This is a genomic window from Pseudomonas abietaniphila (assembly GCF_900100795.1).
Classification (GTDB): Bacteria; Pseudomonadota; Gammaproteobacteria; order Pseudomonadales; family Pseudomonadaceae; genus Aquipseudomonas; species Aquipseudomonas abietaniphila.
The window spans coordinates 166,267-185,794 of the sequence record NZ_FNCO01000002.1 but is presented as its reverse complement, the minus strand read 5'-3'; the positions used below and the strand labels follow the sequence as shown (position 1 = coordinate 185,794).

Genomic DNA, 19,528 nt, shown 5'->3' with positions numbered 1-19,528 from the left:
GGCATTCTACTCGCTGTGCAGGTTCGCATAAATCGACTCTGCGAGCTTTTTGCTTATTCCGGGCGCTTTGGCAATTTCTTCGATGCTGGCGCGGGACAGTTCTTGCAATCCACCGAAGTGCTTGAGCAGGTCCCGGCGACGCGTCGGACCTACCCCAGCGACGCCTTCCAGCGTTGATGTGCGTCGGGTTTTACCACGACGGGCACGGTGTCCGGTGATCGCGAACCGGTGGGCCTCATCACGGATTTGCTGGATCAGATGCAATGCGGGCGAGTCCCCCCGCAAGGTGAACTCGTGGGCGGCATCGTTCAGGTACAAGGTTTCAAAACCCGCCTTGCGGGTGGTGCCTTTTGCGACACCGAGCAAAATCAGGTCGGGCACGGCGAGCTCATTCATAACATCGCGGGCCATGTTCAACTGACCTTTGCCACCGTCCACCAGCAAAATGTCGGGCAGCTTGCCCTCACCCTCCTTGATCTTGCTGAAGCGCCGGGTCAGGGCCTGATGCATGGCAGCATAATCGTCACCCGCTGTGACACCTTCGATATTGTAGCGACGGTAGTCTGACTTGATCGGCCCTTCAGGCCCGAACACCACGCAAGAGGCAACCGTGGCCTCGCCGCTGGAATGGCTGATGTCATAACATTCCAGACGCTGCGGAGGCTCGTCCAGCTTGAGAACTTCAGCCAACGCCTCGAAGCGAGCAGCGACATGCTGACGGTTCGCCAATCGCGCAGCCAACGCCTGTTCTGCGTTGGTGACCGCCAACTGCTGCCAGCGAGCCCGCGTGCCTCGCACACGATGACTGATGGTGATTTCACGACCGCGCGAGGCCTCGATGGCTTCGATCAACGCAGGGAAATCTTCATTTACCACGTTGACGATCACTTCGCTTGGCAGCTCTCGCTCGCCGCCTCCCAGGAAATACTGAGCCAGGAAGGCCGACATGACTTCACCGACCTCTTCCTCGATACCCACCTGAGGAAAAAAGTTCTTGCTGCCCAGGACGCGACCACCGCGCACACTGATCAGATGCACGCAAGCACCGCCCGGATTGACGAACGCGGCCACGACATCGACATCGCCCGTCCCGCCTTCCATGCTCTGCTGGTCCTGCACGCGTCGAAGCAAGCCGATCTGATCACGCAGTTCGGCGGCGTGCTCGAAGTTGAGGTCCATCGCCGCCTTTTCCATCAGAGAGTTCAACTCGTCGGTCAAGGCGTTGCTGCGCCCTTCGAGGAACATCACCGAGTGGCGCACATCCTCGGCGTACACCTGTGGCTCGACCAGACCGACACACGGTCCCTTGCAACGTTTGATCTGATACTGAAGGCAGGGTCGCGTGCGGTTCTTGTAGAAACTGTCCTCGCACTGACGCACATGAAAGGTCTTTTGCAAAATGCTCAGGCTTTCGCGAATCGCGCCAGCGCTGGGGTAAGGACCGAAATAACGGCCCTTGGCCTTTTTCGCACCGCGATGAATGCTCAGCCGCGGAAACTCACCATCGGACAAGTGCACGTACGGGTAGGATTTGTCGTCGCGCAAGAGGATATTGTAAGGCGGCCGAGACTCTTTGATCAGCGTCTGTTCCAGCAGCAACGCCTCGGTTTCATTGGCGGTGATGGTGGTTTCCACTTGCGAGATCCTGGCGACCAGCGCACTGGTCTTCGGCGCATGGCCGGTCTTGCGGAAATAGCTCGCCAGACGCTTCTTCAGGTTTTTGGCTTTGCCGACGTAAAGAAGCCGCCCTTCGGTATCGAACATGCGATACACGCCGGGACGGCCACTGCAGGTGGACAGGAATGCACTTGGATCAAACGGCTGGGTCATTTTCAGGCGCTGGCATCGACCATGCCGTGACGTACGGCCAGCAACGCGAGCTCAACGTCGCTGCCGATCGAAAGCTTCTCGAAGATACGGTAACGGTAGGTATTAACAGTTTTGGGGGACAGACAAAGTTTGTCTGAAATGGTCTGTACTTTTTGACAACCGACAATCATCAAGGCGATCTGGATTTCCCGTTCGGACAGCAGATCGAAGGGTGAATTGCTGGTCTGTGGCTGGAATGACTTGAGCGCCAGCTGCTGAGCAATTTGCGGGCTGATGTAGCGTTGCCCCGCAAACACCAGACGGATCGCCTGCACCATTTCGGTCAGGCCGGCGCCCTTGGTCATGTAGCCCGCAGCCCCGGCTTGCAGAAGGCGGGTGGGAAACGGATCCTCCTCACACACAGTGACCGCCACGACCTTGATCTCGGGGTGGCTGCGCAAGAGTTTGCGAGTGGCTTCCAGTCCGCCGATGCCAGGCATCTTGACGTCCATCAGTACCACATCCGGTTTGAGTTCGCGGGCCTTCTTCAACGACTCTTCGCCGGAGTCGGCCTGACCCACCACCTGCAAACCGTCGATGTCAGCGAGCATGCGCGTGATACCTGTCCGAACCAGATCGTGGTCATCGACAACCAGCACCCTAATCAAGCAGACACCTCACGAACAGTTTATGACGAATGGTCGTCACCTTAGCAAAAAAGAAAGTGCATGACCTAGCTCGAAAAACGCTTCGAACGGCCGTGCCAGAGAATCGATAACAATATCGAGACAACGTATCACCATCGACCATGAAACTTGAAAAAATCTTCAAACGCACGCTTTGCAGACGTCAATGAGTATCAATCTTCCTCCGATAGCGTTTTCTTCTCCGGCGCGTAGCTCGCCTTGTATTCGGCCAGTGTTGTGGTCAATCGCAAAATCGCGTCCTGATCCTCTTTGACCAATGTTCGATAGCTGCCCAGCACCCATTCTTCGACCTCGCTGAGGTTCTCAACGGGCGCCGGCGTGCGCCCGCCCGTTAGCACATAGAGCACATCGACGCCCTTTGCAGCGACCGCTGCCAGATAGTCGGCCTTGGGTGTACGGTCCCCGTTCTCGTATTTGCCCTGCGCATTAGGCTCCACTCCACCAATTTCTCCGAATGCTCGTTGCGACAGCCCCAAGCGCTCGCGTTCTTCCCTAATACGGGCACCTATTCCACTCATTTGAATGCACAACCTTGTTGACCCCATCCTTACGAATGGTAGAATCGAGATAAATTTAAACAGACTTGAACGGTTTTGAACTATGCCCGGAATCCGCACCGCAGCACAAGCCAAGGCCTGGCTGGAACAACAAGGTAAATCTGTTCAAGAGTTTGCACGGGAAAACAGTGTTGACCCGGCCACGACTTATCAAATACTTTCCGGCCGAAAAAAAGGCCGGCGCGGCGAATCGCATAAAGTGGCCGTGCTGCTGGGAATGAAAGTTGGTGTCATACCCGCAACGACGCTGAGTAACAACGGTTCAGAAGTAGAGTAAGTTATTTACATCCTGTTATTTGTAGGATGTTTCTGCAAAGTTGGTGCTAATCGCCTGCCCATACCGCAGTCATAAACAAAAATATCCGCCATGGCAGTAAGACACTACCGCGCAAACTGCTTGTCAGCGCTCGTCTACAAGGCGTTCCATCCAGAGCAACGCCGTTTCTTCCCCCACGCTCGCGTAGCCGAGCCTGCGGTACAAGGCTGTTGCGGGATTGCTTTTAAACACTTTCAACCGTATGCGTTCACATCGCCTCTCAGCCGCCATGTGCGCAATGCGCGTCATGGCCCACGCCCCGACACCCTCGCCGCGATACGCTTCTACCAACTGAATATCGCGCACGTACAGGTAGTTCTTCTCGACAGTGATTCCCAGAAATCCAATAAGACAACTTTCCCTGTGAATCAAGTAACTCTCGCGCGAAGGCCATTCGGCGTCAAACGCCGCAGGCTGCCAGATCAAGCCGTACTGGGCGTAATAAGCGCGCATGTTGACCCGCGTGAGTTCTCGGGCGAACGGAAGATCATCGATCGAGGCGAGGGACAGGCGAAGATTCACTTTTTTCACGATCATCAGCGCATGCTACTTAAAGAGAAACAGTCAAGGTGCGCGCCGTCCACCCAGTTTCAGTGCGCGAAGCAATCAGCAGGCCCTCACCCACGCCAGCGATCTGCGCGACCCGCTCCCCGGTCTCAGCCCACAACGCACTACGCCCGGCCGACTGCCAGCCGCCGGTGACGCCAGCATGATTTGCCATCAAGACAGGCATCCTGTGGGTCCTTGAGTAATCCTGGAGTAAGCCGGAATCGTTCGCGTAGCCGGGACCTGAGATCAATACGCTCGCGGCGTAAAGGGTGGCGCCCGCTGTGGCAGCTTTCTGCGCATGCGCTGCATGGCTGAAATCCGCGCAGACCGCCAGATGCACCCGCTCCTCCTGGAAGTCGACAGAAGCGCCGCCTGAGCCAACCGTGAACACCGACTCTTCGCCGCTGTGCAGATGCTGCTTGGTGTAAACACGTGCCCCGACATCAAGCCCGAGTGTGAGCGCGGCGATCTGGACATCAGCTCGCGTCCTGCTGAGCAATGGCGCGCCAACCACAGTGACCATCTTCAACGCTTGAGCCTTATTGTTTAAAAGCTGCAGTCGCGAGTCCAGTTCGGTGAAGGCTAGCCCGCGAGCCATCGCAGGTTCGTAGCCGGTCAGCGACAGCTCCGGAAACAACAGAAACCGGACGCCCTGCTCCGCGGCGATCTCCATGAAACGCAGGTGGCGCCGCACATTGGCGGCAACGTCGCCCGCCACGGACAGTGATTGGGCCGCCGCCCACAACACCGGTGCTGATCGGTGCCGCTGACCCTGCTTGTTGCCGTGCTGCTCGTTCGTGGACACTGTAGATCCTCCTGATCACCCGTTACCCGCGCACGACGATAAGTGCTGCGGCTGACTGTCGCGACATTCTACTGCGACACACAGCGATGACCACTTCAACGCAGACGGCTATACCCTATCAATCGATTCCATTGAATTTTCCAATTGAATAACCGGATGCCGCTGAAGTAAGCTCGGCGTCATTCAACGGAGACCGATCATGTTGCTTTCCAGCCTTTCACCGCTTCATCGCCCTGCCGACGCCTTGCGTTCGGTGGCGAAGACCGCTGTGTGGGATGCGCTGACGATCGCGTCGCCTGCTTCTTATTTTTATGGGTATTGGTTTAGCCACTGGCGCGCCTGATACCCAAACGGCGCCCACGAATCACGGGACGCCAACCAGAGATAACTCTACCCCCGGTCGGCCTCCCGACCGGGGGTTTCGTTTTTTTAGCCCTTCAAAAACCTGACTTTCGCTTCGAATCGAGGAACATGACATGAACTACAGCACCTATTACCGCAACGACATCGACTTCGCATGGCGATTTAGCAACCTCCGTTCGGGACAGCCTGCCGCCTCCGATCGGTCACTGACAGGTGGCAAATCCACACACTCAGCCAATACGGCCAATTGTCGAACACCCCAGTAGGTCCGTGCGGGAAACGCCCGCCGACCAGGAAGCCTTACTCATGAATTCATCCGTCGCCGCTAACAACCTGTCCGACCTGCCGTCCCGTCCTGTGACCTTGATCGACAGCCACCCCGCGCCACAACGCCTGCCCAGCACCTTGGCACTCAAGAACCAGGTGCCGCTGGACGCTGCCTTGATCGCACAAGTCGAAGCTCATCGCCGATCCGTGCGCGCCATTCTCAATGGCGAAGACACCCGTCTTTTAGTCGTGATCGGTCCATGCTCGATCCACGACCCGAAATCGGCTCTCGAATATGCCGAGCGGCTGGCAAGCCTGGCGACCGACGTCAGTGATCAGATGTTGTTGGTGATGCGCGCCTACGTTGAAAAACCACGCACGACCGTCGGCTGGAAAGGCCTCGCTTACGACCCGCATCTTGACGGCAGTGACGACATGGCCGCCGGCCTCACGCTCTCCCGTCACCTGATGCGGGAAATGATTCGACTCGGCCTGCCGATTGCGACCGAGTTGCTGCAACCGATGGCCGCCGGATACTTCGACGACTTGTTGAGCTGGGTGGCCATCGGCGCGCGCACCACTGAATCGCAGATCCACCGGGAGATGGCCAGCGGGCTGCCAATGCCGGTCGGCTTCAAGAACGGCACCGACGGCGGCGTGGCCGTGGCCTGCGACGCCATTCGCTCAGCCGCTCACGCACACCGTCATTTTGGCATCGATCGTCACGGTCATCCGGCGATCATCGAGACCCAAGGCAACCCGGACACGCACATCGTGTTGCGCGGCGGTCACAGCGGGCCAAACTACGATGCGCAGAGTGTAGGCAAGGTCAACGCCAGCCTCGACAAAAACCGCATCGCCGCTCGAATCATGGTCGATTGCAGTCACGCCAACAGCGGCAAGGACCCGTTGCGCCAGCCTCAGGTCTTCAACGATGTGTTGCAACAACGTCTGGCGGGCGATAACACGCTGATCGGGATGATGCTGGAAAGTCACCTCTTCGAAGGCTGTCAGCCGCTGAGCGAATCCCTGCGCTACGGCGTGTCGGTGACGGATGGTTGTCTGGGCTGGGAAGGCACCGAACACCTGCTGCGCGAAGCCGTGAACAAACTGCGCTACAGGTAACATCTGTTTATGGGAAGTCGGTCAAACAGCGACGGCCGACTTCTCATGCGCCTGTCGCAATGACAGCAATCGCCTGTCACGTTCTGGATCGACTCTGTGGGAAATGTGCTCCGTGACACCGGGACATTACGGCGCAGCATCGCCTCCTTGGCGCACAGGCCTTTTCCTCCGGGTTTTAGCCTTCCAACGACAACTTCGGAGACGCCTGCACCCCTTCAAAAGCACCCCGCAACAGGCCGTTGCGCGCAGCGTGTTGCCCCTTACTCTCGTGCGCCTCAGCAATCAAACGGGAGTCATCCTCATGTACACGGAAGTCACCACCAAATACCCCATCCTGCTGGTTCACGGATTGTTCGGTTTCGAGCGTGTCGGCGAATTCGCCATGTTCCATGGCATCGTTCAAGCCCTGGAAAAGGCCGGTTGTCGGGTTCACGTGCCGGCCGTTTCCGGCGTTCACGACAACGAGACACGCGGAGAACAACTGCTGGATCAGATCGAGCGCTTCCTTAAACGCACAGGCTATTTGAAGATCAACTTGATCGGCCACAGTCAGGGGGCGCTGACGTCTCGCTACGCTGCCGCGGTCAGACCAGACTGGGTCGCCTCGGTGACTTCCGTCAGCGGCCCGAATCACGGGTCGGAGGTCGCGGACCGGGTCCGTCGCGCTTTTTCACCCGGCGAGATGCCCGAGCGACTGGCTTCGCGGCTGACGCTGGGCTTTGCTCATTTCCTTGCGCTGCTCGGGGGTAACCCCGAACTCCCGCAAGACCCGCTTCTGGCGCTGGATGCCCTGACCACCGAGGGTGTGGCGCGGTTCAATAGCGCATACCCGCAAGGCCTGCCCCTGGAGTGGGGAGGTGAAGGCGCCGAGCGCGTCGATGGCGTGCACTACTATTCCTGGAGTGGCTGCATTCAGCATCCGCTGATCAGTGAAGGGCGAAATGCCTTTGACCCACTCCACTTGGCACTTCGCAGTTACACACTGCTATTTGAGAGGGAAGCCGCGTTCAACGACGGCCTGGTAGGACGCTACAGCTCGCACTTGGGGAAAGTCATTCGCTCCGATTACCCGATGGATCATGTCGACACGATTAACCAGACCGCTGGTATTGTTCGAAAAAGCATCGATCCAGTAAAACTTTATGTCGATCATGCTCAGTTATTGTTTCGCAAAGGACTCTAGGCGTACTAATCCCGAGTTTCGCTCACTGACAGCAGATCGCCCCCTCGATAGCCAGACCGGAACTTTTTCGGGAAAACGGCCCCTTAATCCGGTAGGCTCTTTCCTTTTTTTGACAGGAGTATTCCAAATGGCTAAGGCCACTGCCCGCCACATCCTTGTTTCCAGCGAAGAGAAATGCAACGAACTCAAAGCTCAGATCGAAGGCGGCGCTGATTTTGCCGAAGTAGCACGCTCCAACTCCAGCTGCCCATCCAGCCGTCAAGGCGGTGACCTCGGATCCTTCGGGCCAGGCCAGATGGTCAAGGAATTCGATACCGTGGTGTTCAGCGCCCCGGTCAATGTGGTGCAAGGTCCCGTAAAGACCCAGTTCGGCTACCACCTTCTGGAAGTGACCAGTCGTCAGGACTGATTCACACCGTAGCAACGCCTCGAACGGCCCGCCCTTAAAAGCGGGCCGTTTGTATATAGCGCACCGCACACCGCTGCTGTAACGATTCCGGCAAAGAAATTGCTTTGATTTGGCCGGTTGCGCCGGTGATCGCCCCTTGAAATGCGTCCAGGCCGCACCGCAAGGTAAAGAAGTTATCAACCCCCGCTATTGTGCGGTTACAAAGATTCCGGCATTACGGTACCTTGCCACCGGAGGTAACCAATAAAAAACCAAAGGGCACGCCGCAATCGCCTGCTCATGACCTTCAACCCTGATGTTGTGCCACGACATCAGTCAGGATTCGTGTAATGCGTTTTGTTTTTTCATCGCTGATGGTAGCAACGCTGGTCCTTGTTTCAGGTTTTCAAGCCCTGTCCGCCGCCCCTCAACATGCATTGACCGTTTACGGCGAGGCTCCTCGCTATCCGGCCAACTTCAAGCATTTCGACTACGTGAACGCCGACGCCCCAAAAGGCGGCAGCATGCGTCGCTCGGCGCAGGAAATCGGTCAGTTCGACCACATCATGCCGTATCTGGACAAAGGCACCGGCGTGTCCCAGGTCAACGGGCTGCTCTATTCCCCGCTGGCCGTCAAATCGCTGGATGAGCCTTACACGGTGTACGGCCTGATCGCCGAAAAGATGGAGCGCGCCGCCGACGGCATGTCGCTGCGGTTCTATCTGAACCCCAAGGCGCGTTTCGCAGATGGCACGCCCATCACAGCCGAAGACGTACGTTTCACCTATAACCTGCTCATGACCCAAGGCAGCCTGTCGTATCGCACCGAGTTCGGCGACGTGCAAGGCGTGGAAGTCGAGTCCCCCACGCAAATTCGCTTTGACTTCAAGAGCAACGAGAGCCGCACCTTGCCGCTGGACCTCGCTTCGCTCCCGGTATTTCCGGAGCACTGGTGGAAAGACCGCGACTTCGCCAACGGCGGCGGTTTCGAGGCGCCTGTCGGCAGCGGTCCTTACCGTATCGGTCAGGTCGACCCTGGCCGCAGCATCACCTTCGAGCGCAACACCGATTGGTGGGCGAAAGATTTGCCGGTCAATCGCGGGATGTACAACTTCGATCATTTCAAAGTCGAATACTTTGGCGACACGGACGTCGCGCGGCAGGTATTGCGCGGCGGTGGTTACGACTACAACCGTGAATACTCCGCCACCGGCTATTCCATCGGTTACGACGGCGACGCGTTGACCGAAGGTCGCCTGCAGCGCGCTCATCTGGCGAAAGGTTCGGTGCAAAGCTCTCAAGGATTCGTCTTCAATCTAGACCGCCCCAAGTTTCAGGACCGCCGCGTGCGTCAGGCGCTGGCCATGCTCTGGGACTTCGAGTGGACCAACAAGCAGATGATGCGCAACGTCTACGTTCGCCAGAACAGCTACTTCTCGAACAGCGACCTGGCGGCCACCGAACTGCCCACCGAATCCGAACTGAAGATCCTGGAGCCATTACGCGGTCAGGTGCCACCGGAAGTGTTCACCACCGTGTTCCATACGCCCAAAACAGACGGCACCGGCTTCATTCGCGACAAACAGCTGCAAGCGCTGGCGTTGTTAGAGGAAGCCGGCTGGATGCCCAAGGGCGACAAACTGGTCAACGCCGCCGGAGAGCCCTTGAGTTTCACGTTCCTCAATGGCCAGAGCGGCTTCGAGAAGATCCTGCTGCCGTACAAGCGCAACCTGGCGCAGATTGGCATCGACTTTGAAATCCGCCGGATCGACTCGGCACAATACTTGAACCGCGTAATGGCCCGTGACTACGACATGATCGTGACCGGGTACGGGGTGTCCACATCGCCCGGGATGGAGCTCTACAACAATTTCGGCTCCAAGGTGGCGAAAGACGCAGGCTCCAGCAATTACATGGTGCTGCGCGACCCCGCCGTTGACACCCTGATCACTGGCCTGGCCAAGGCTGACAACAAGCCTGAGATGATCGACTACGCCCATGCGCTTGATCGCGTGCTGCAATGGGGCTTTTACTGGATTCCCAACTATTACCCGCCGGGCTCCTCGACCGTGTGGTGGAACCGATTCGGCATTCCCAAAGTCCAGGCCAGCAACAGTGAAGCCATCGACACCTGGTGGGAAATCAGCCCACAAGCCCTGACCAACGAACAATTCGCCCAGCAACGGGGCGCGTCGGCCATCCCTTCGGAGGTCAAATAATGCTCGGCTACCTGATGAGGCGCCTGCTGCTGATCATCCCCACCCTGCTGGCCATTTTGCTGGTGAATTTCTTCATTGTGCAGGCGGCACCGGGCGGTCCGGTTGAGCAGGCCATCGCCAAGCTGCAAGGTGTGGCGGGCGGCACGATCGGCGCCGGACACACCGAAACCATGAACACAGGGCAATCCCGCGCCAGTCGTGGTCTGGACCCCAAGCTGATCAAAGAAATCGAACACCAGTACGGCTTCGACAAGCCGTTGCATGAGCGCTTGTGGCTGATGCTGAAGAACTACGCGCAACTGGACTTCGGCAACAGTTTTTTCCGCGGGGCCAAGGTCACCGACCTGATCCTGCAAAAGATGCCGGTGTCCATTTCCCTTGGCCTATGGGCGACGCTGATCACCTACCTGGTGTCGATCCCGCTGGGGATCCGAAAAGCCGTCAAGCATGGCAGCCATTTCGATATCTGGAGCAGCACGGCGATCATCATCGGCTACGCCATGCCTGCGTTCCTGTTCGCCATGTTGCTGGTGGTGGTGTTCGCCGGCGGCACGTCGCTGAGCTGGTTCCCGGTGCGGGGGCTGGTGTCTGAGAACTTCGATCAGATGACGACGCTGGGCAAGATCGCTGACTACTTCTGGCACCTGGTATTGCCGGTGATGTCGCTGGTCATCGGCGGTTTTGCGACGCTGACCATTCTGACAAAGAATTCCTTCCTCAATGAGGTCACGCGCCAGTACGTGGTCACCGCGCGGGCCAAAGGCCTTAGCGAACGCCGGGTGCTGTACGGGCATGTGTTTCGTAACGCCATGCTGTTGGTCGTGGCGGGTATTCCCCAGGCGTTCATCAGCGTGTTCTTCGCAGGCTCGCTGATGATCGAGGTGATCTTCTCGCTGGACGGCCTGGGACGCATGAGTTACGAGGCCGCGGTGTCCCGGGATTACCCGGTGGTGTTTGGCTCCCTGTTTATCTTCACGCTGTTCGGACTGCTGATAAAACTGGTCGGGGACATTTGCTACACCCTGGTCGACCCCCGAATCGACTTCAGCGCGAGGAATGCTTGATGCGCAGACTGTCTCCGGTGGCTCGCCGACGTTTCGAGCGCTTTCGCAATAACCGCCGCGGCTGGTGGTCCCTGTGGCTGTTTTGCGGCCTGTTCCTCGTCAGCCTGTGCGGCGAGTTGATCGCCAACGACAAGCCGTTGATGCTCAGCTATCAACACTCGTTGTACTTTCCTGCATTCAAACGCTACACCGAACAGGAATTTGGCGGGCAGCTGCCCTTTCAGCCCGACTATCGCAGCGACTATGTACGGCAATTGATCAGCAAGGGCGATGGCTGGATGCTGTTCCCGCCCATTCCGTTCAGCGATGACACACCCAACTATGACCTGAACAAGCCTGCCCCGAGTCCGCCCTCCGCCATCAACTGGTTGGGCACCGATGACCAGGCACGGGACGTGCTGGCGCGGGTCATTTTCGGCTCGCGGGTATCGATCCTGTTTGCGCTGGCGCTGACCGTCATCAGTGCGTTGATTGGCATCGCTGCCGGCGCTTTACAGGGGTATTACGGCGGCTGGGTCGACCTGCTCGGCCAACGGCTGCTGGAAGTCTGGTCGGGGTTGCCGGTGCTGTACCTGCTGATTATTCTTTCGGGGTTCGTCGAGCCCAACTTCTGGTGGCTGCTGGGGATCATGGCGCTGTTTTCGTGGCTCGCCCTAGTGGACGTGGTGCGTGCCGAATTCCTGCGCGGACGCAACCTTGAATACGTGAAGGCGGCGCGGGCTTTGGGGCTGGATGACCGCAAGGTGATCATGCGGCACATCCTGCCCAATGCCATGAACGCGACGCTGAGTTACCTGCCATTCATTCTGACCGGTGCGATTTCAACCCTGACCGCCCTCGACTTCCTGGGCTTCGGCATGCCGGCAGGCAGTGCGTCGCTGGGTGAATTGATCGGTCAGGGCAAGCAAAACCTTCAAGCGCCCTGGCTTGGTTTCACCGCCTTCTTCACGCTGGCGCTGATTCTGTCGTTGCTGGTGTTCATTGGCGAGGCGTTGCGCGACGCCTTCGACCCGAGGTCCTGACATGTCTGAAAACCTGATTGAAATCCGCGACTTGTCGGTGTCTTTTAATGGAAATACTGTGGTCAGGAACCTCAGTCTGGACATTCCTGCCGGTGAGTGCCTGGCACTGGTCGGTGAGTCAGGGTCTGGCAAGTCCGTGACCGCGCACTCGATCCTGCAACTGCTGCCCCAAGCCGGCACGGTCAGCACCGGCAGCATCAGGTATCGCGGCCAGGAATTACTGGGCGCAGACGGCAAACTGATGCGGCGCATTCGCGGCAATCAGATCGCGATGATCTTTCAAGAACCGATGACCTCGCTGAACCCGCTGCACACCGTGGCCAAACAGATCGGGGAAACGCTTCTGCTGCACAAAGGGCTGACCGGAAGAGAGGCCAAGGTTCGCATTCTCGAGTTACTTGAACTGGTCGGCATCCAGCATCCCAAGAAGCGCCTGAAAGCCTATCCGCACGAACTTTCCGGAGGGCAACGGCAAAGGGTGATGATCGCCATGGCGCTCGCGTGCGAGCCAGAACTGCTGATTGCCGACGAACCCACCACGGCTCTGGACGTCACGGTGCAGCGGAAAATCCTGTTGCTCCTCAAAGAGTTACAGCAACGTCTTAACATGTCACTTCTACTGATCAGTCACGACCTGAACCTGGTTCATAGCATCGCCCAGAAAGTCTGCGTGATGCGCGCAGGTGAAATCGTCGAGCAGTCCAACTGCCACCTGCTGTTCAAGAACCCTCAGCATCCTTACAGCCGGTTGCTGCTGGACGCGGAGCCTGCGGGCGAACCGCTGCCTCGTGACACACGTGAGAAAGTACTTGAAGTCGATAACCTGCGTGTCTGGTTCTCGCTGGGTGGTGGCATCTTCAATCGTCACCAGGAGTACCTGAAGGCGGTCGACGACGTCAGTCTGAGCATTGAACGCGGCAAGACCCTCGGCATTGTTGGCGAGTCTGGGTCAGGAAAATCGACACTTGGTCAGGCAATCCTGCGCTTGCTGGAATCCCGTGGCAGTATCCGTTTCAAGGGCCACGCGCTGGACACCCTGAGCCAGAAGCAGATGCGGCCATGGCGCAAGCAGATGCAGGTGGTTTTCCAGGACCCTTATGGCAGCCTCAGTCCTCGCATGTCGGTGGCGCAGATCATCAGCGAGGGCCTGGAAGTCCACAGCGAACTGGACAAGGTCTGCTGTGAGGCCGAAGTGATTCGTGTACTGGAGGAAGTCGGTATCGATCCGTTGAGCCGACATCGCTATCCCCATGAATTTTCCGGTGGGCAGCGGCAACGCATTGCCATTGCACGCGCGCTTGTTCTCAAACCTGCCTTGATTTTGCTCGACGAACCCACCTCTGCGCTGGATCGCACCGTGCAGAAGCAGGTAGTGGCGCTGTTGCGCCAACTGCAGGAAAAGCATGGTCTGACCTATCTGTTCATCAGCCATGATCTGGCGGTCGTGCGGGCGCTCGCCCACGACCTGATCGTGGTCAAGGACGGCAAAGTCGTCGAACGAGGCGCCAGCCACGACGTGTTCGACGCACCTCAGCACCCCTACACCAAGGAACTGCTGGCGGCAGCACATCCGGGTTTCAACTGAACAAAGCAATCACCAGCAGTCTGTTCGGCCAGATGCCGGGGACGGAAACGACGGAACAGTGCATGAAAGACAGTGACAGCCTCAAGGATTACCGACGCGTACGGCGACTCGCCATCCGTTCGTTGTTCGAAATCATCGAGCAGTCCAGTGAAGGTACTGTGATCGTGGACAAGGAAGCGCGAATCGTCTGGATCAACGAGCGCTATGCAAGGCGCTTCGGCCTGGAAGACGCCAGTCGGGCGGTGGGTCAACCCTGCGAAAAAGTGATTCCCGGCAGCCTGCTGCGACAAGTCGCCAGCAATGGCCAACCCATCCTGCTGGACATGATGGACACCGCCAAGGACCCGCTGGTGGTCATGCGCTTGCCGATTCATGACGATGTCGGTGGCGTGATCGGCGCAATCGGTTTCGCCCTCTTCGATGAACTGCATGCGCTGTCGCCGCTGCTCAAACGTTACCTCAGCATGCAGCAGGAATTGGCCTCGACCCGCTCGCTGTTGCGCGCCCGGCAGGCCAAATACAGTTTTGCGCATTTCATTGGCAACAGCCTGGCGAGCCTTGAGGTCAAGCGTCGCGCCCGACGCAGCGCCAGCACCGACTCCCCCGTGTTGCTGTTGGGGGAAACCGGGACAGGCAAGGAATTGCTCGCCCACGCCATTCACAACACATCGCCCCGCGCCCACAAGCCGTTCGTGAGCATCAACAGCGCGGCAATTCCCGAGACGCTGCTGGAAGCGGAATTCTTTGGTACCGCACCGGGCGCATTTACCGGCGCAGACCGGCGCGGGCGACAGGGCAAATTCTATCTGGCCGAAGGCGGCACGCTGTTCCTTGACGAAATCGGCGACATGCCCCTGCCCCTACAAAGCAAATTGCTGCGGGTGCTGCAGGAAAAGGAATACGAGCCCGTGGGCTCCAACGAAATGATCAAAAGCGACGTGCGCCTGATAGCGGCGACGTCGACGGATCTGGAAGCAGCGATCAAGCGTGGAGCGTTTCGTGCAGACCTCTACTACCGCCTCAGTGTGCTGCCCATCGGCGTGCCGCCATTGCGCGAACGTCTGGACGATCTTGCGGCGCTGAGCGAGGCCATTCTGGAAGAACTGCGCAGTCAGCATGAGTTGCAACCCAGCGCCATGGCGATGTTGGGCAAGCACGCTTGGCCTGGCAATATCCGGGAGTTGCGCAACGTGCTGGAGCGCGCCGCGTTGCTCAGCGACGATTTGCAGCTCGGCGCGGATGAGATCCGCGCCGCCATCGGCACCCTGGTGCCGATTGAAGGCGTTACGGAGTCGCCTGCGCCGGTGTCTGGTGAAACGTACAGCGAGGCGCGCGAGCGTTTCGATCGCGAATTGATTCAAGCAAAACTGGCGCACTGCCGAGGCAACGTGATCCTCGCTGCGCAGCAACTGGGGCTGGGACGATCCACGTTGTACAAAAAAATGGCAGCGCTGGGCATCGCCGAGTCTCAATAATGAGACTCGGCGTCTCTGAATCCGGATTTTCCGTGAACATCCTCAAAACGCCTCCGGGGCGGGGTCCCGTAGGCTGATTTGTTTGCGCCAGCGAGCAGGATCGTCATGTTTGCAAGGACGTAAGTCTCTCATCAGAGACATAGTTTGCCACTGCCCTATCGCGACCCATTAGAAAAGTCATAAGAATCAATCATTTAGCGTAATGGCACGAAAGTAGCTATACCTCCTGTACGCGGCTGGACCGCAGTCATAACAAAAACAACAGGAGACACTCGATGAGTGTGATCATCGCGCTGGCAGCCCTCGCGCTGCTGATGCTTGCTGCATACCGTGGTTATAGCGTTATCCTTTTTGCCCCCATCGCTGCGCTTGGCGCTGTGTTGTTGACCGATCCATCGGCTGTGGCGCCCGCCTTTACCGGCGTGTTCATGGACAAGATGGTCGGCTTCGTCAAACTCTACTTCCCGGTTTTCCTGCTCGGCGCCGTGTTCGGCAAGCTGATCGAACTCTCCGGGTTCTCCCGCTCCATCGTCGCGGCGGCCATTGGCCTGCTCGGCACGCGCCAAGCCATGCTGGTGATCGTGCTCGTTTGCGCCCTGCTCACCTATGGCGGCGTCTCGCTGTTCGTGGTGGTGTTCGCGGTGTATCCGTTCGCCGCGGAAATGTTCCGCCAGAGCAACATTCCCAAACGCTTGATCCCGGCGACCATCGCGCTCGGCGCCTTCTCGTTCACCATGGACGCCCTGCCCGGCACGCCACAGATTCAGAACATCATTCCGTCGACCTTCTTCAACACCACCGCCTGGGCGGCACCGTGGCTGGGCTTGATCGGTACCGCATTCGTGTTCTGCGCCGGCATGCTGTTCCTGACGCGCCAGCGCAACAAGGCACAACGCGCAGGCGAAGGCTACGGCACCGAGTTGCGCAACGAGCCGGAAACCGCCTCTGACATCAAGCTGCCCAACCCCTGGATCGCGCTGGCGCCATTGCTGCTGGTTGGCGTGATGAACCTGTTGTTCACTCAGTGGATTCCGCAATGGTATGGCAAGACGCACACATTGGCGCTGCCCGGGATGGCTACGCCCGTTCAGACCGAGATTTCGAAAATCACCGCGATCTGGGCCGTGGAAGCCGCCTTGCTGGTGGGGATCGTCTTTGTGCTGCTGTTCGCCTTTGGTGCCGTGAAGTCGAAACTCGCTGAAGGCAGCAAAGGCGCGGTGAGCGGCGCGCTGTTGGCTGCCATGAACACGGCGTCGGAATACGGCTTCGGTGCGGTCATCGCTTCCCTGCCGGGCTTTCTGGTATTGGCCGACGGGCTCAAGACCATTCCCAATCCGCTGGTCAACGAAGCGATCACCGTCACCTTGCTCGCGGGCATTACCGGCTCGGCGTCGGGCGGCATGAGCATCGCGCTGGCTGCGATGTCGGACAGTTTCATTGCCGCTGCCCACGCCGCCAATATTCCGCTGGAAGTCCTGCACCGGGTCGCAGCCATGGCCAGTGGCGGCATGGACACCCTGCCGCACAACGGCGCGGTCATCACGTTGCTTGCGGTGACGGGGCTGACCCACCGCGAGGCGTACAAGGACATCTTCGGGATTACCATCATCAAGACCCTGGCGGTCTTCGTGGTCATCGGCACTTTCTATGCAACCGGCATCGTATGAGGAATCGAACATGAGTCTGCAAGGTAAAACCGCACTGGTCACCGGCTCCACCAGCGGCATCGGCCTGGGGATCGCGCTGACCCTCGCCAAGGCCGGGGCGAATCTGGTGCTGAACGGCTTTGGCGACGCGTCGGCCGTGATCGAGCAGGTCAAGCAATATGGTGGCAAGGTCGGCCATCACCCTGCGGACGTCAGCGACGTGGCCCAGATCGCCGACATGATCGCCTACGCCGAGCGTGAGTTCGGCGGCGTGGATATTCTGGTCAACAACGCCGGCATCCAGCACGTCGATGCCGTGGAAGACTTCCCGGTCGAGAGCTGGGACAAGATCATTGCGATCAACCTGTCCTCGGTGTTCCACAGCACCCGCCTGGCGCTGCCGGGCATGAAAGCCAAAGGCTGGGGCCGGATCGTGAATGTCGCGTCGGTGCACGGCTTGGTGGGCTCTACAGGCAAGGCCGCGTATGTCGCAGCCAAGCATGGCGTGATAGGCCTGACCAAGGTCGTCGGCCTGGAAACCGCCACCACCCAGGTCACCTGCAACGCAATCTGTCCGGGCTGGGTGCTGACCCCGCTGGTTCAGAAGCAGATTGACGATCGCGGCGCCGAAACCGGAGACATCGAGCAAGCCAAACATGACCTGTTGGCAGAGAAACAGCCGTCACTGGAGTTCGTCACACCCTCCCAGTTGGGCGAGCTGACGTTGTTCCTGTGCAGTGAAGCCGGGGCGCAGGTGCGCGGCGCGGCGTGGAATATCGATGGCGGCTGGCTGGCACGATAACCGGATACGCAGGCCTAGGAACCCGGCTCATCCCGCTCATCCACCAGCCCCCAATCCTTCACGTCCACCTGCGCGGCAGGCTGTGGCGCCGGGGGCGGTGTGGTGATATGGGTGACGCCACCTTCATTGTGAAGCTTCAAACGCAGCCGCACGTTGTTCGCCGAGTCGGCATTTTTCAATGCTTCGTCTTCAGTGATCGCGCCTTCGACTGCCAGGTCGTACAGCGCATTATCAAAAGTCTGCATGCCCAGATTCGTCGACTTTTCCATGATGCCCTTGAGCTCGGTCAGCTCGTTGCGGTGGATCAGGTCGCGAATGGTCGGCGTGCCCAGCATCACTTCCACGGCCGCTCTGCGCTTGCCGTCCCTGGTTTTGACCAGACGCTGGGACACGAACGCCTTGAGGTTGTTACCCAGATCGTGAAGCAACTGCGGACGGCGGTCCTCGGGGAAGAAATTGATGATGCGGTCCAGCGCCTGGTTGGCGTTGTTGGCGTGCAGCGTCGAGATCGCCAGGTGGCCAGTGTCGGCAAACGCCAGCGCATGTTCCATGGTCTCGCGATCCCGAATCTCACCAATCAGGATCACGTCGGGAGCCTGACGCAACGTGTTCTTCAACGCCGCGTGAAAACTGCGAGTATCGACCCCCACTTCGCGCTGGTTGATGATCGACTTCTTGTGCTTGTGAATGAACTCCACCGGGTCTTCGATAGTGATGATGTGCCCGCTGGCGTGGCGATTGCGGTGATCGATCAACGCGGCCAGGGACGTCGATTTACCCGATCCGGTCGCACCGACGAACAGCACCAGACCGTGCTTTTCCATGACCACATCGAGCAGAATCGGTGGCAGGTGCAGGTCTTCGAATTTCGGGATGTCGAGTTTGATGTTGCGCGCGACGATGGACACTTCGTTGCGCTGCTTGAAGATGTTGATCCGGAAACGGCCGATTCCCGACAGGGAAAAGGCCAGGTTCATCTCCAGCTCACGTTCGAAATCCAGACGCTGTTCGGCGTCCATGATGCCCTCGGCGATCAGCGCCACGTCGCCGGGCTTCAGCGCCTCGGTGCCCAACGGCTTGAGCACGCCGTTGAACTTGGCGCACGGCGGCGCTCCCGTGGAGAGGTAAAGATCCGATCCGTCCTGGGTGGCAAGAACCTTCAACAACGCCGGGAAATCCATAAGTCACACCGCACATAAAGGTTTTAAGAAGACAGCAGGTCAACACTGTTCAAGTGCGACCATCGACCCGCACCAACGTTCGCCGAAGGTTGGCGTACGCTCGTCCGGCCAAGGTGAAGGAAATTACCTGAAATCGTGCCGTAAAGGCATAATGCGCGGCTTTTTTATCGAGGCGATTTCATCATGAAAGCTCAAGCCCGCCATATTCTGGTCAAGACGGCTGAAGAAGCCGAGCAGCTCAAGCAGCGAATCGCCAAGGGCGAAGCGTTCGATGTGCTGGCAAAGAAATATTCCACTTGCCCGTCCGGCAAGCGCGGCGGCGACCTGGGCGAAGTTCGCCCCGGCCAGATGGTCGGAGCGATCGACCAGGTCATTTTCAAAAAGCCCCTGCGTACGGTGCATGGGCCTGTGAAGAGCAAGTTCGGTTATCACCTGGTGCAGGTGTTTTATCGGGATTGAACTGCA

Annotated in this window: 19 protein-coding genes; 13 read left to right on the top strand and 6 right to left on the bottom strand. The window is 58.7% G+C overall.

Going from position 1 to position 19,528, the window contains the following annotated elements:
• Positions 1-6: 6 nt before the first annotated feature.
• From uvrC to BLS87_RS04120, 3 genes are all read right to left on the bottom strand, one after another.
• Complete coding sequence (uvrC, locus tag BLS87_RS04130) at positions 7-1,830, bottom strand: excinuclease ABC subunit UvrC (RefSeq protein ID WP_074750527.1); 1,824 nt, start codon at positions 1,828-1,830, stop codon at positions 7-9.
• A 2-nt stretch (positions 1,831-1,832) separates the two neighbouring features.
• On the bottom strand, positions 1,833-2,477 hold the full coding sequence (gacA, locus tag BLS87_RS04125; RefSeq protein WP_074750525.1) for a response regulator transcription factor GacA: 645 nt from the start codon (positions 2,475-2,477) through the stop codon (positions 1,833-1,835).
• A gap of 191 nt (positions 2,478-2,668) precedes the next feature.
• Positions 2,669-3,034 (bottom strand): helix-turn-helix domain-containing protein, encoded by a 366-nt coding sequence (locus BLS87_RS04120; protein WP_074750523.1) that lies wholly within the window; start codon positions 3,032-3,034, stop codon positions 2,669-2,671.
• 82 nt (positions 3,035-3,116) lie between these two features.
• Here BLS87_RS04120 and BLS87_RS04115 point away from each other — a divergent pair, with 82 nt between their 5' ends.
• The gene (locus BLS87_RS04115; RefSeq protein ID WP_074750521.1) at positions 3,117-3,350 is read left to right on the top strand and encodes a DNA-binding protein; all 234 of its coding nucleotides are present in this window, start codon (positions 3,117-3,119) and stop codon (positions 3,348-3,350) included.
• Positions 3,351-3,473: 123 nt separating this feature from the next.
• Here BLS87_RS04115 and BLS87_RS04110 read toward each other — a convergent pair whose 3' ends face one another.
• Both BLS87_RS04110 and BLS87_RS04105 read right to left on the bottom strand, forming a co-directional pair.
• Complete coding sequence (locus BLS87_RS04110) at positions 3,474-3,926, bottom strand: GNAT family N-acetyltransferase (RefSeq protein ID WP_074750519.1); 453 nt, start codon at positions 3,924-3,926, stop codon at positions 3,474-3,476.
• 13 nt (positions 3,927-3,939) lie between these two features.
• Positions 3,940-4,686, bottom strand: coding sequence for a carbon-nitrogen hydrolase family protein (locus BLS87_RS04105; protein WP_074751351.1), 747 nt, complete (start codon positions 4,684-4,686; stop codon positions 3,940-3,942).
• Between the two features lie 256 nt (positions 4,687-4,942).
• On the opposite strand from BLS87_RS04105, the gene BLS87_RS34105 reads away from it, so the two are divergent.
• From BLS87_RS34105 to BLS87_RS04055, 11 genes are all read left to right on the top strand, one after another.
• A complete protein-coding gene (locus BLS87_RS34105) occupies positions 4,943-5,086 on the top strand; it encodes a hypothetical protein (protein WP_167362029.1) in 144 nt (47 codons plus the stop codon).
• Positions 5,087-5,412: 326 nt separating this feature from the next.
• Entirely contained in the window at positions 5,413-6,498 is a 1,086-nt protein-coding gene (locus BLS87_RS04100; protein ID WP_074750517.1) for a 3-deoxy-7-phosphoheptulonate synthase, read from the top strand.
• 301 nt (positions 6,499-6,799) lie between these two features.
• Entirely contained in the window at positions 6,800-7,681 is an 882-nt protein-coding gene (locus BLS87_RS04095; protein ID WP_074750515.1) for an esterase/lipase family protein, read from the top strand.
• Positions 7,682-7,808: 127 nt separating this feature from the next.
• Positions 7,809-8,090 carry a peptidylprolyl isomerase gene (locus tag BLS87_RS04090; protein ID WP_074750513.1) on the top strand — a complete coding sequence of 94 codons (282 nt, stop codon included), beginning with the start codon at positions 7,809-7,811 and terminating at the stop codon, positions 8,088-8,090.
• Positions 8,091-8,419: 329 nt separating this feature from the next.
• Complete coding sequence (locus BLS87_RS04085; RefSeq protein ID WP_074750511.1) at positions 8,420-10,288, top strand: extracellular solute-binding protein; 1,869 nt, start codon at positions 8,420-8,422, stop codon at positions 10,286-10,288.
• Positions 10,288-11,352 (top strand): microcin C ABC transporter permease YejB, encoded by a 1,065-nt coding sequence (locus BLS87_RS04080; RefSeq protein WP_074750509.1) that lies wholly within the window; start codon positions 10,288-10,290, stop codon positions 11,350-11,352. The genes BLS87_RS04085 and BLS87_RS04080 overlap by 1 nt, the downstream gene beginning before the upstream one ends.
• Complete coding sequence (locus tag BLS87_RS04075; RefSeq protein WP_074750507.1) at positions 11,352-12,374, top strand: ABC transporter permease; 1,023 nt, start codon at positions 11,352-11,354, stop codon at positions 12,372-12,374. Before BLS87_RS04080 ends, BLS87_RS04075 begins: the two co-directional genes overlap by 1 nt.
• 1 nt (position 12,375) lies before the next feature.
• Positions 12,376-13,959, top strand: a complete 1,584-nt coding sequence (locus BLS87_RS04070; RefSeq protein ID WP_074750505.1) for an ABC transporter ATP-binding protein — start codon at positions 12,376-12,378, stop codon at positions 13,957-13,959.
• A 62-nt stretch (positions 13,960-14,021) separates the two neighbouring features.
• Positions 14,022-15,434, top strand: a complete 1,413-nt coding sequence (locus BLS87_RS04065) for a sigma-54 interaction domain-containing protein (protein WP_074750503.1) — start codon at positions 14,022-14,024, stop codon at positions 15,432-15,434.
• Positions 15,435-15,709: 275 nt separating this feature from the next.
• On the top strand, positions 15,710-17,101 hold the full coding sequence (locus BLS87_RS04060) for a GntP family permease (RefSeq protein ID WP_074750501.1): 1,392 nt from the start codon (positions 15,710-15,712) through the stop codon (positions 17,099-17,101).
• A gap of 10 nt (positions 17,102-17,111) precedes the next feature.
• Complete coding sequence (locus BLS87_RS04055; protein WP_074750499.1) at positions 17,112-17,882, top strand: 3-hydroxybutyrate dehydrogenase; 771 nt, start codon at positions 17,112-17,114, stop codon at positions 17,880-17,882.
• Positions 17,883-17,896: 14 nt separating this feature from the next.
• Here BLS87_RS04055 and BLS87_RS04050 read toward each other — a convergent pair whose 3' ends face one another.
• Entirely contained in the window at positions 17,897-19,063 is a 1,167-nt protein-coding gene (locus BLS87_RS04050; protein ID WP_074750497.1) for a PilT/PilU family type 4a pilus ATPase, read from the bottom strand.
• 183 nt (positions 19,064-19,246) lie between these two features.
• Here BLS87_RS04050 and BLS87_RS04045 point away from each other — a divergent pair, with 183 nt between their 5' ends.
• Entirely contained in the window at positions 19,247-19,522 is a 276-nt protein-coding gene (locus BLS87_RS04045; protein WP_037009819.1) for a peptidylprolyl isomerase, read from the top strand.
• Positions 19,523-19,528 lie beyond the last annotated feature (6 nt).

Bases quoted from the DNA above. Each gene is read 5' to 3' on its own strand.
- BLS87_RS04045 (WP_037009819.1), top strand. From the start codon at position 19,247: ATGAAAGCTCAAGCCCGCCATATTCTGGTCAAGACGGCTGAAGAAGCC.
- BLS87_RS04095 (WP_074750515.1), top strand. From the start codon at position 6,800: ATGTACACGGAAGTCACCACCAAATACCCCATCCTGCTGGTTCACGGA.
- BLS87_RS04110 (WP_074750519.1), bottom strand. From the start codon at position 3,926: ATGATCGTGAAAAAAGTGAATCTTCGCCTGTCCCTCGCCTCGATCGAT.
- BLS87_RS04085 (WP_074750511.1), top strand. From the start codon at position 8,420: ATGCGTTTTGTTTTTTCATCGCTGATGGTAGCAACGCTGGTCCTTGTT.
- BLS87_RS04090 (WP_074750513.1), top strand. From the start codon at position 7,809: ATGGCTAAGGCCACTGCCCGCCACATCCTTGTTTCCAGCGAAGAGAAA.
- BLS87_RS04080 (WP_074750509.1), top strand. From the start codon at position 10,288: ATGCTCGGCTACCTGATGAGGCGCCTGCTGCTGATCATCCCCACCCTG.
- BLS87_RS04120 (WP_074750523.1), bottom strand. From the start codon at position 3,034: ATGAGTGGAATAGGTGCCCGTATTAGGGAAGAACGCGAGCGCTTGGGG.
- BLS87_RS04065 (WP_074750503.1), top strand. From the start codon at position 14,022: ATGAAAGACAGTGACAGCCTCAAGGATTACCGACGCGTACGGCGACTC.
- BLS87_RS04075 (WP_074750507.1), top strand. From the start codon at position 11,352: ATGCGCAGACTGTCTCCGGTGGCTCGCCGACGTTTCGAGCGCTTTCGC.
- uvrC (WP_074750527.1), bottom strand. From the start codon at position 1,830: ATGACCCAGCCGTTTGATCCAAGTGCATTCCTGTCCACCTGCAGTGGC.
- BLS87_RS04055 (WP_074750499.1), top strand. From the start codon at position 17,112: ATGAGTCTGCAAGGTAAAACCGCACTGGTCACCGGCTCCACCAGCGGC.
- BLS87_RS04115 (WP_074750521.1), top strand. From the start codon at position 3,117: ATGCCCGGAATCCGCACCGCAGCACAAGCCAAGGCCTGGCTGGAACAA.
- BLS87_RS04060 (WP_074750501.1), top strand. From the start codon at position 15,710: ATGAGTGTGATCATCGCGCTGGCAGCCCTCGCGCTGCTGATGCTTGCT.
- BLS87_RS04050 (WP_074750497.1), bottom strand. From the start codon at position 19,063: ATGGATTTCCCGGCGTTGTTGAAGGTTCTTGCCACCCAGGACGGATCG.
- BLS87_RS04100 (WP_074750517.1), top strand. From the start codon at position 5,413: ATGAATTCATCCGTCGCCGCTAACAACCTGTCCGACCTGCCGTCCCGT.
- BLS87_RS34105 (WP_167362029.1), top strand. From the start codon at position 4,943: ATGTTGCTTTCCAGCCTTTCACCGCTTCATCGCCCTGCCGACGCCTTG.
- BLS87_RS04070 (WP_074750505.1), top strand. From the start codon at position 12,376: ATGTCTGAAAACCTGATTGAAATCCGCGACTTGTCGGTGTCTTTTAAT.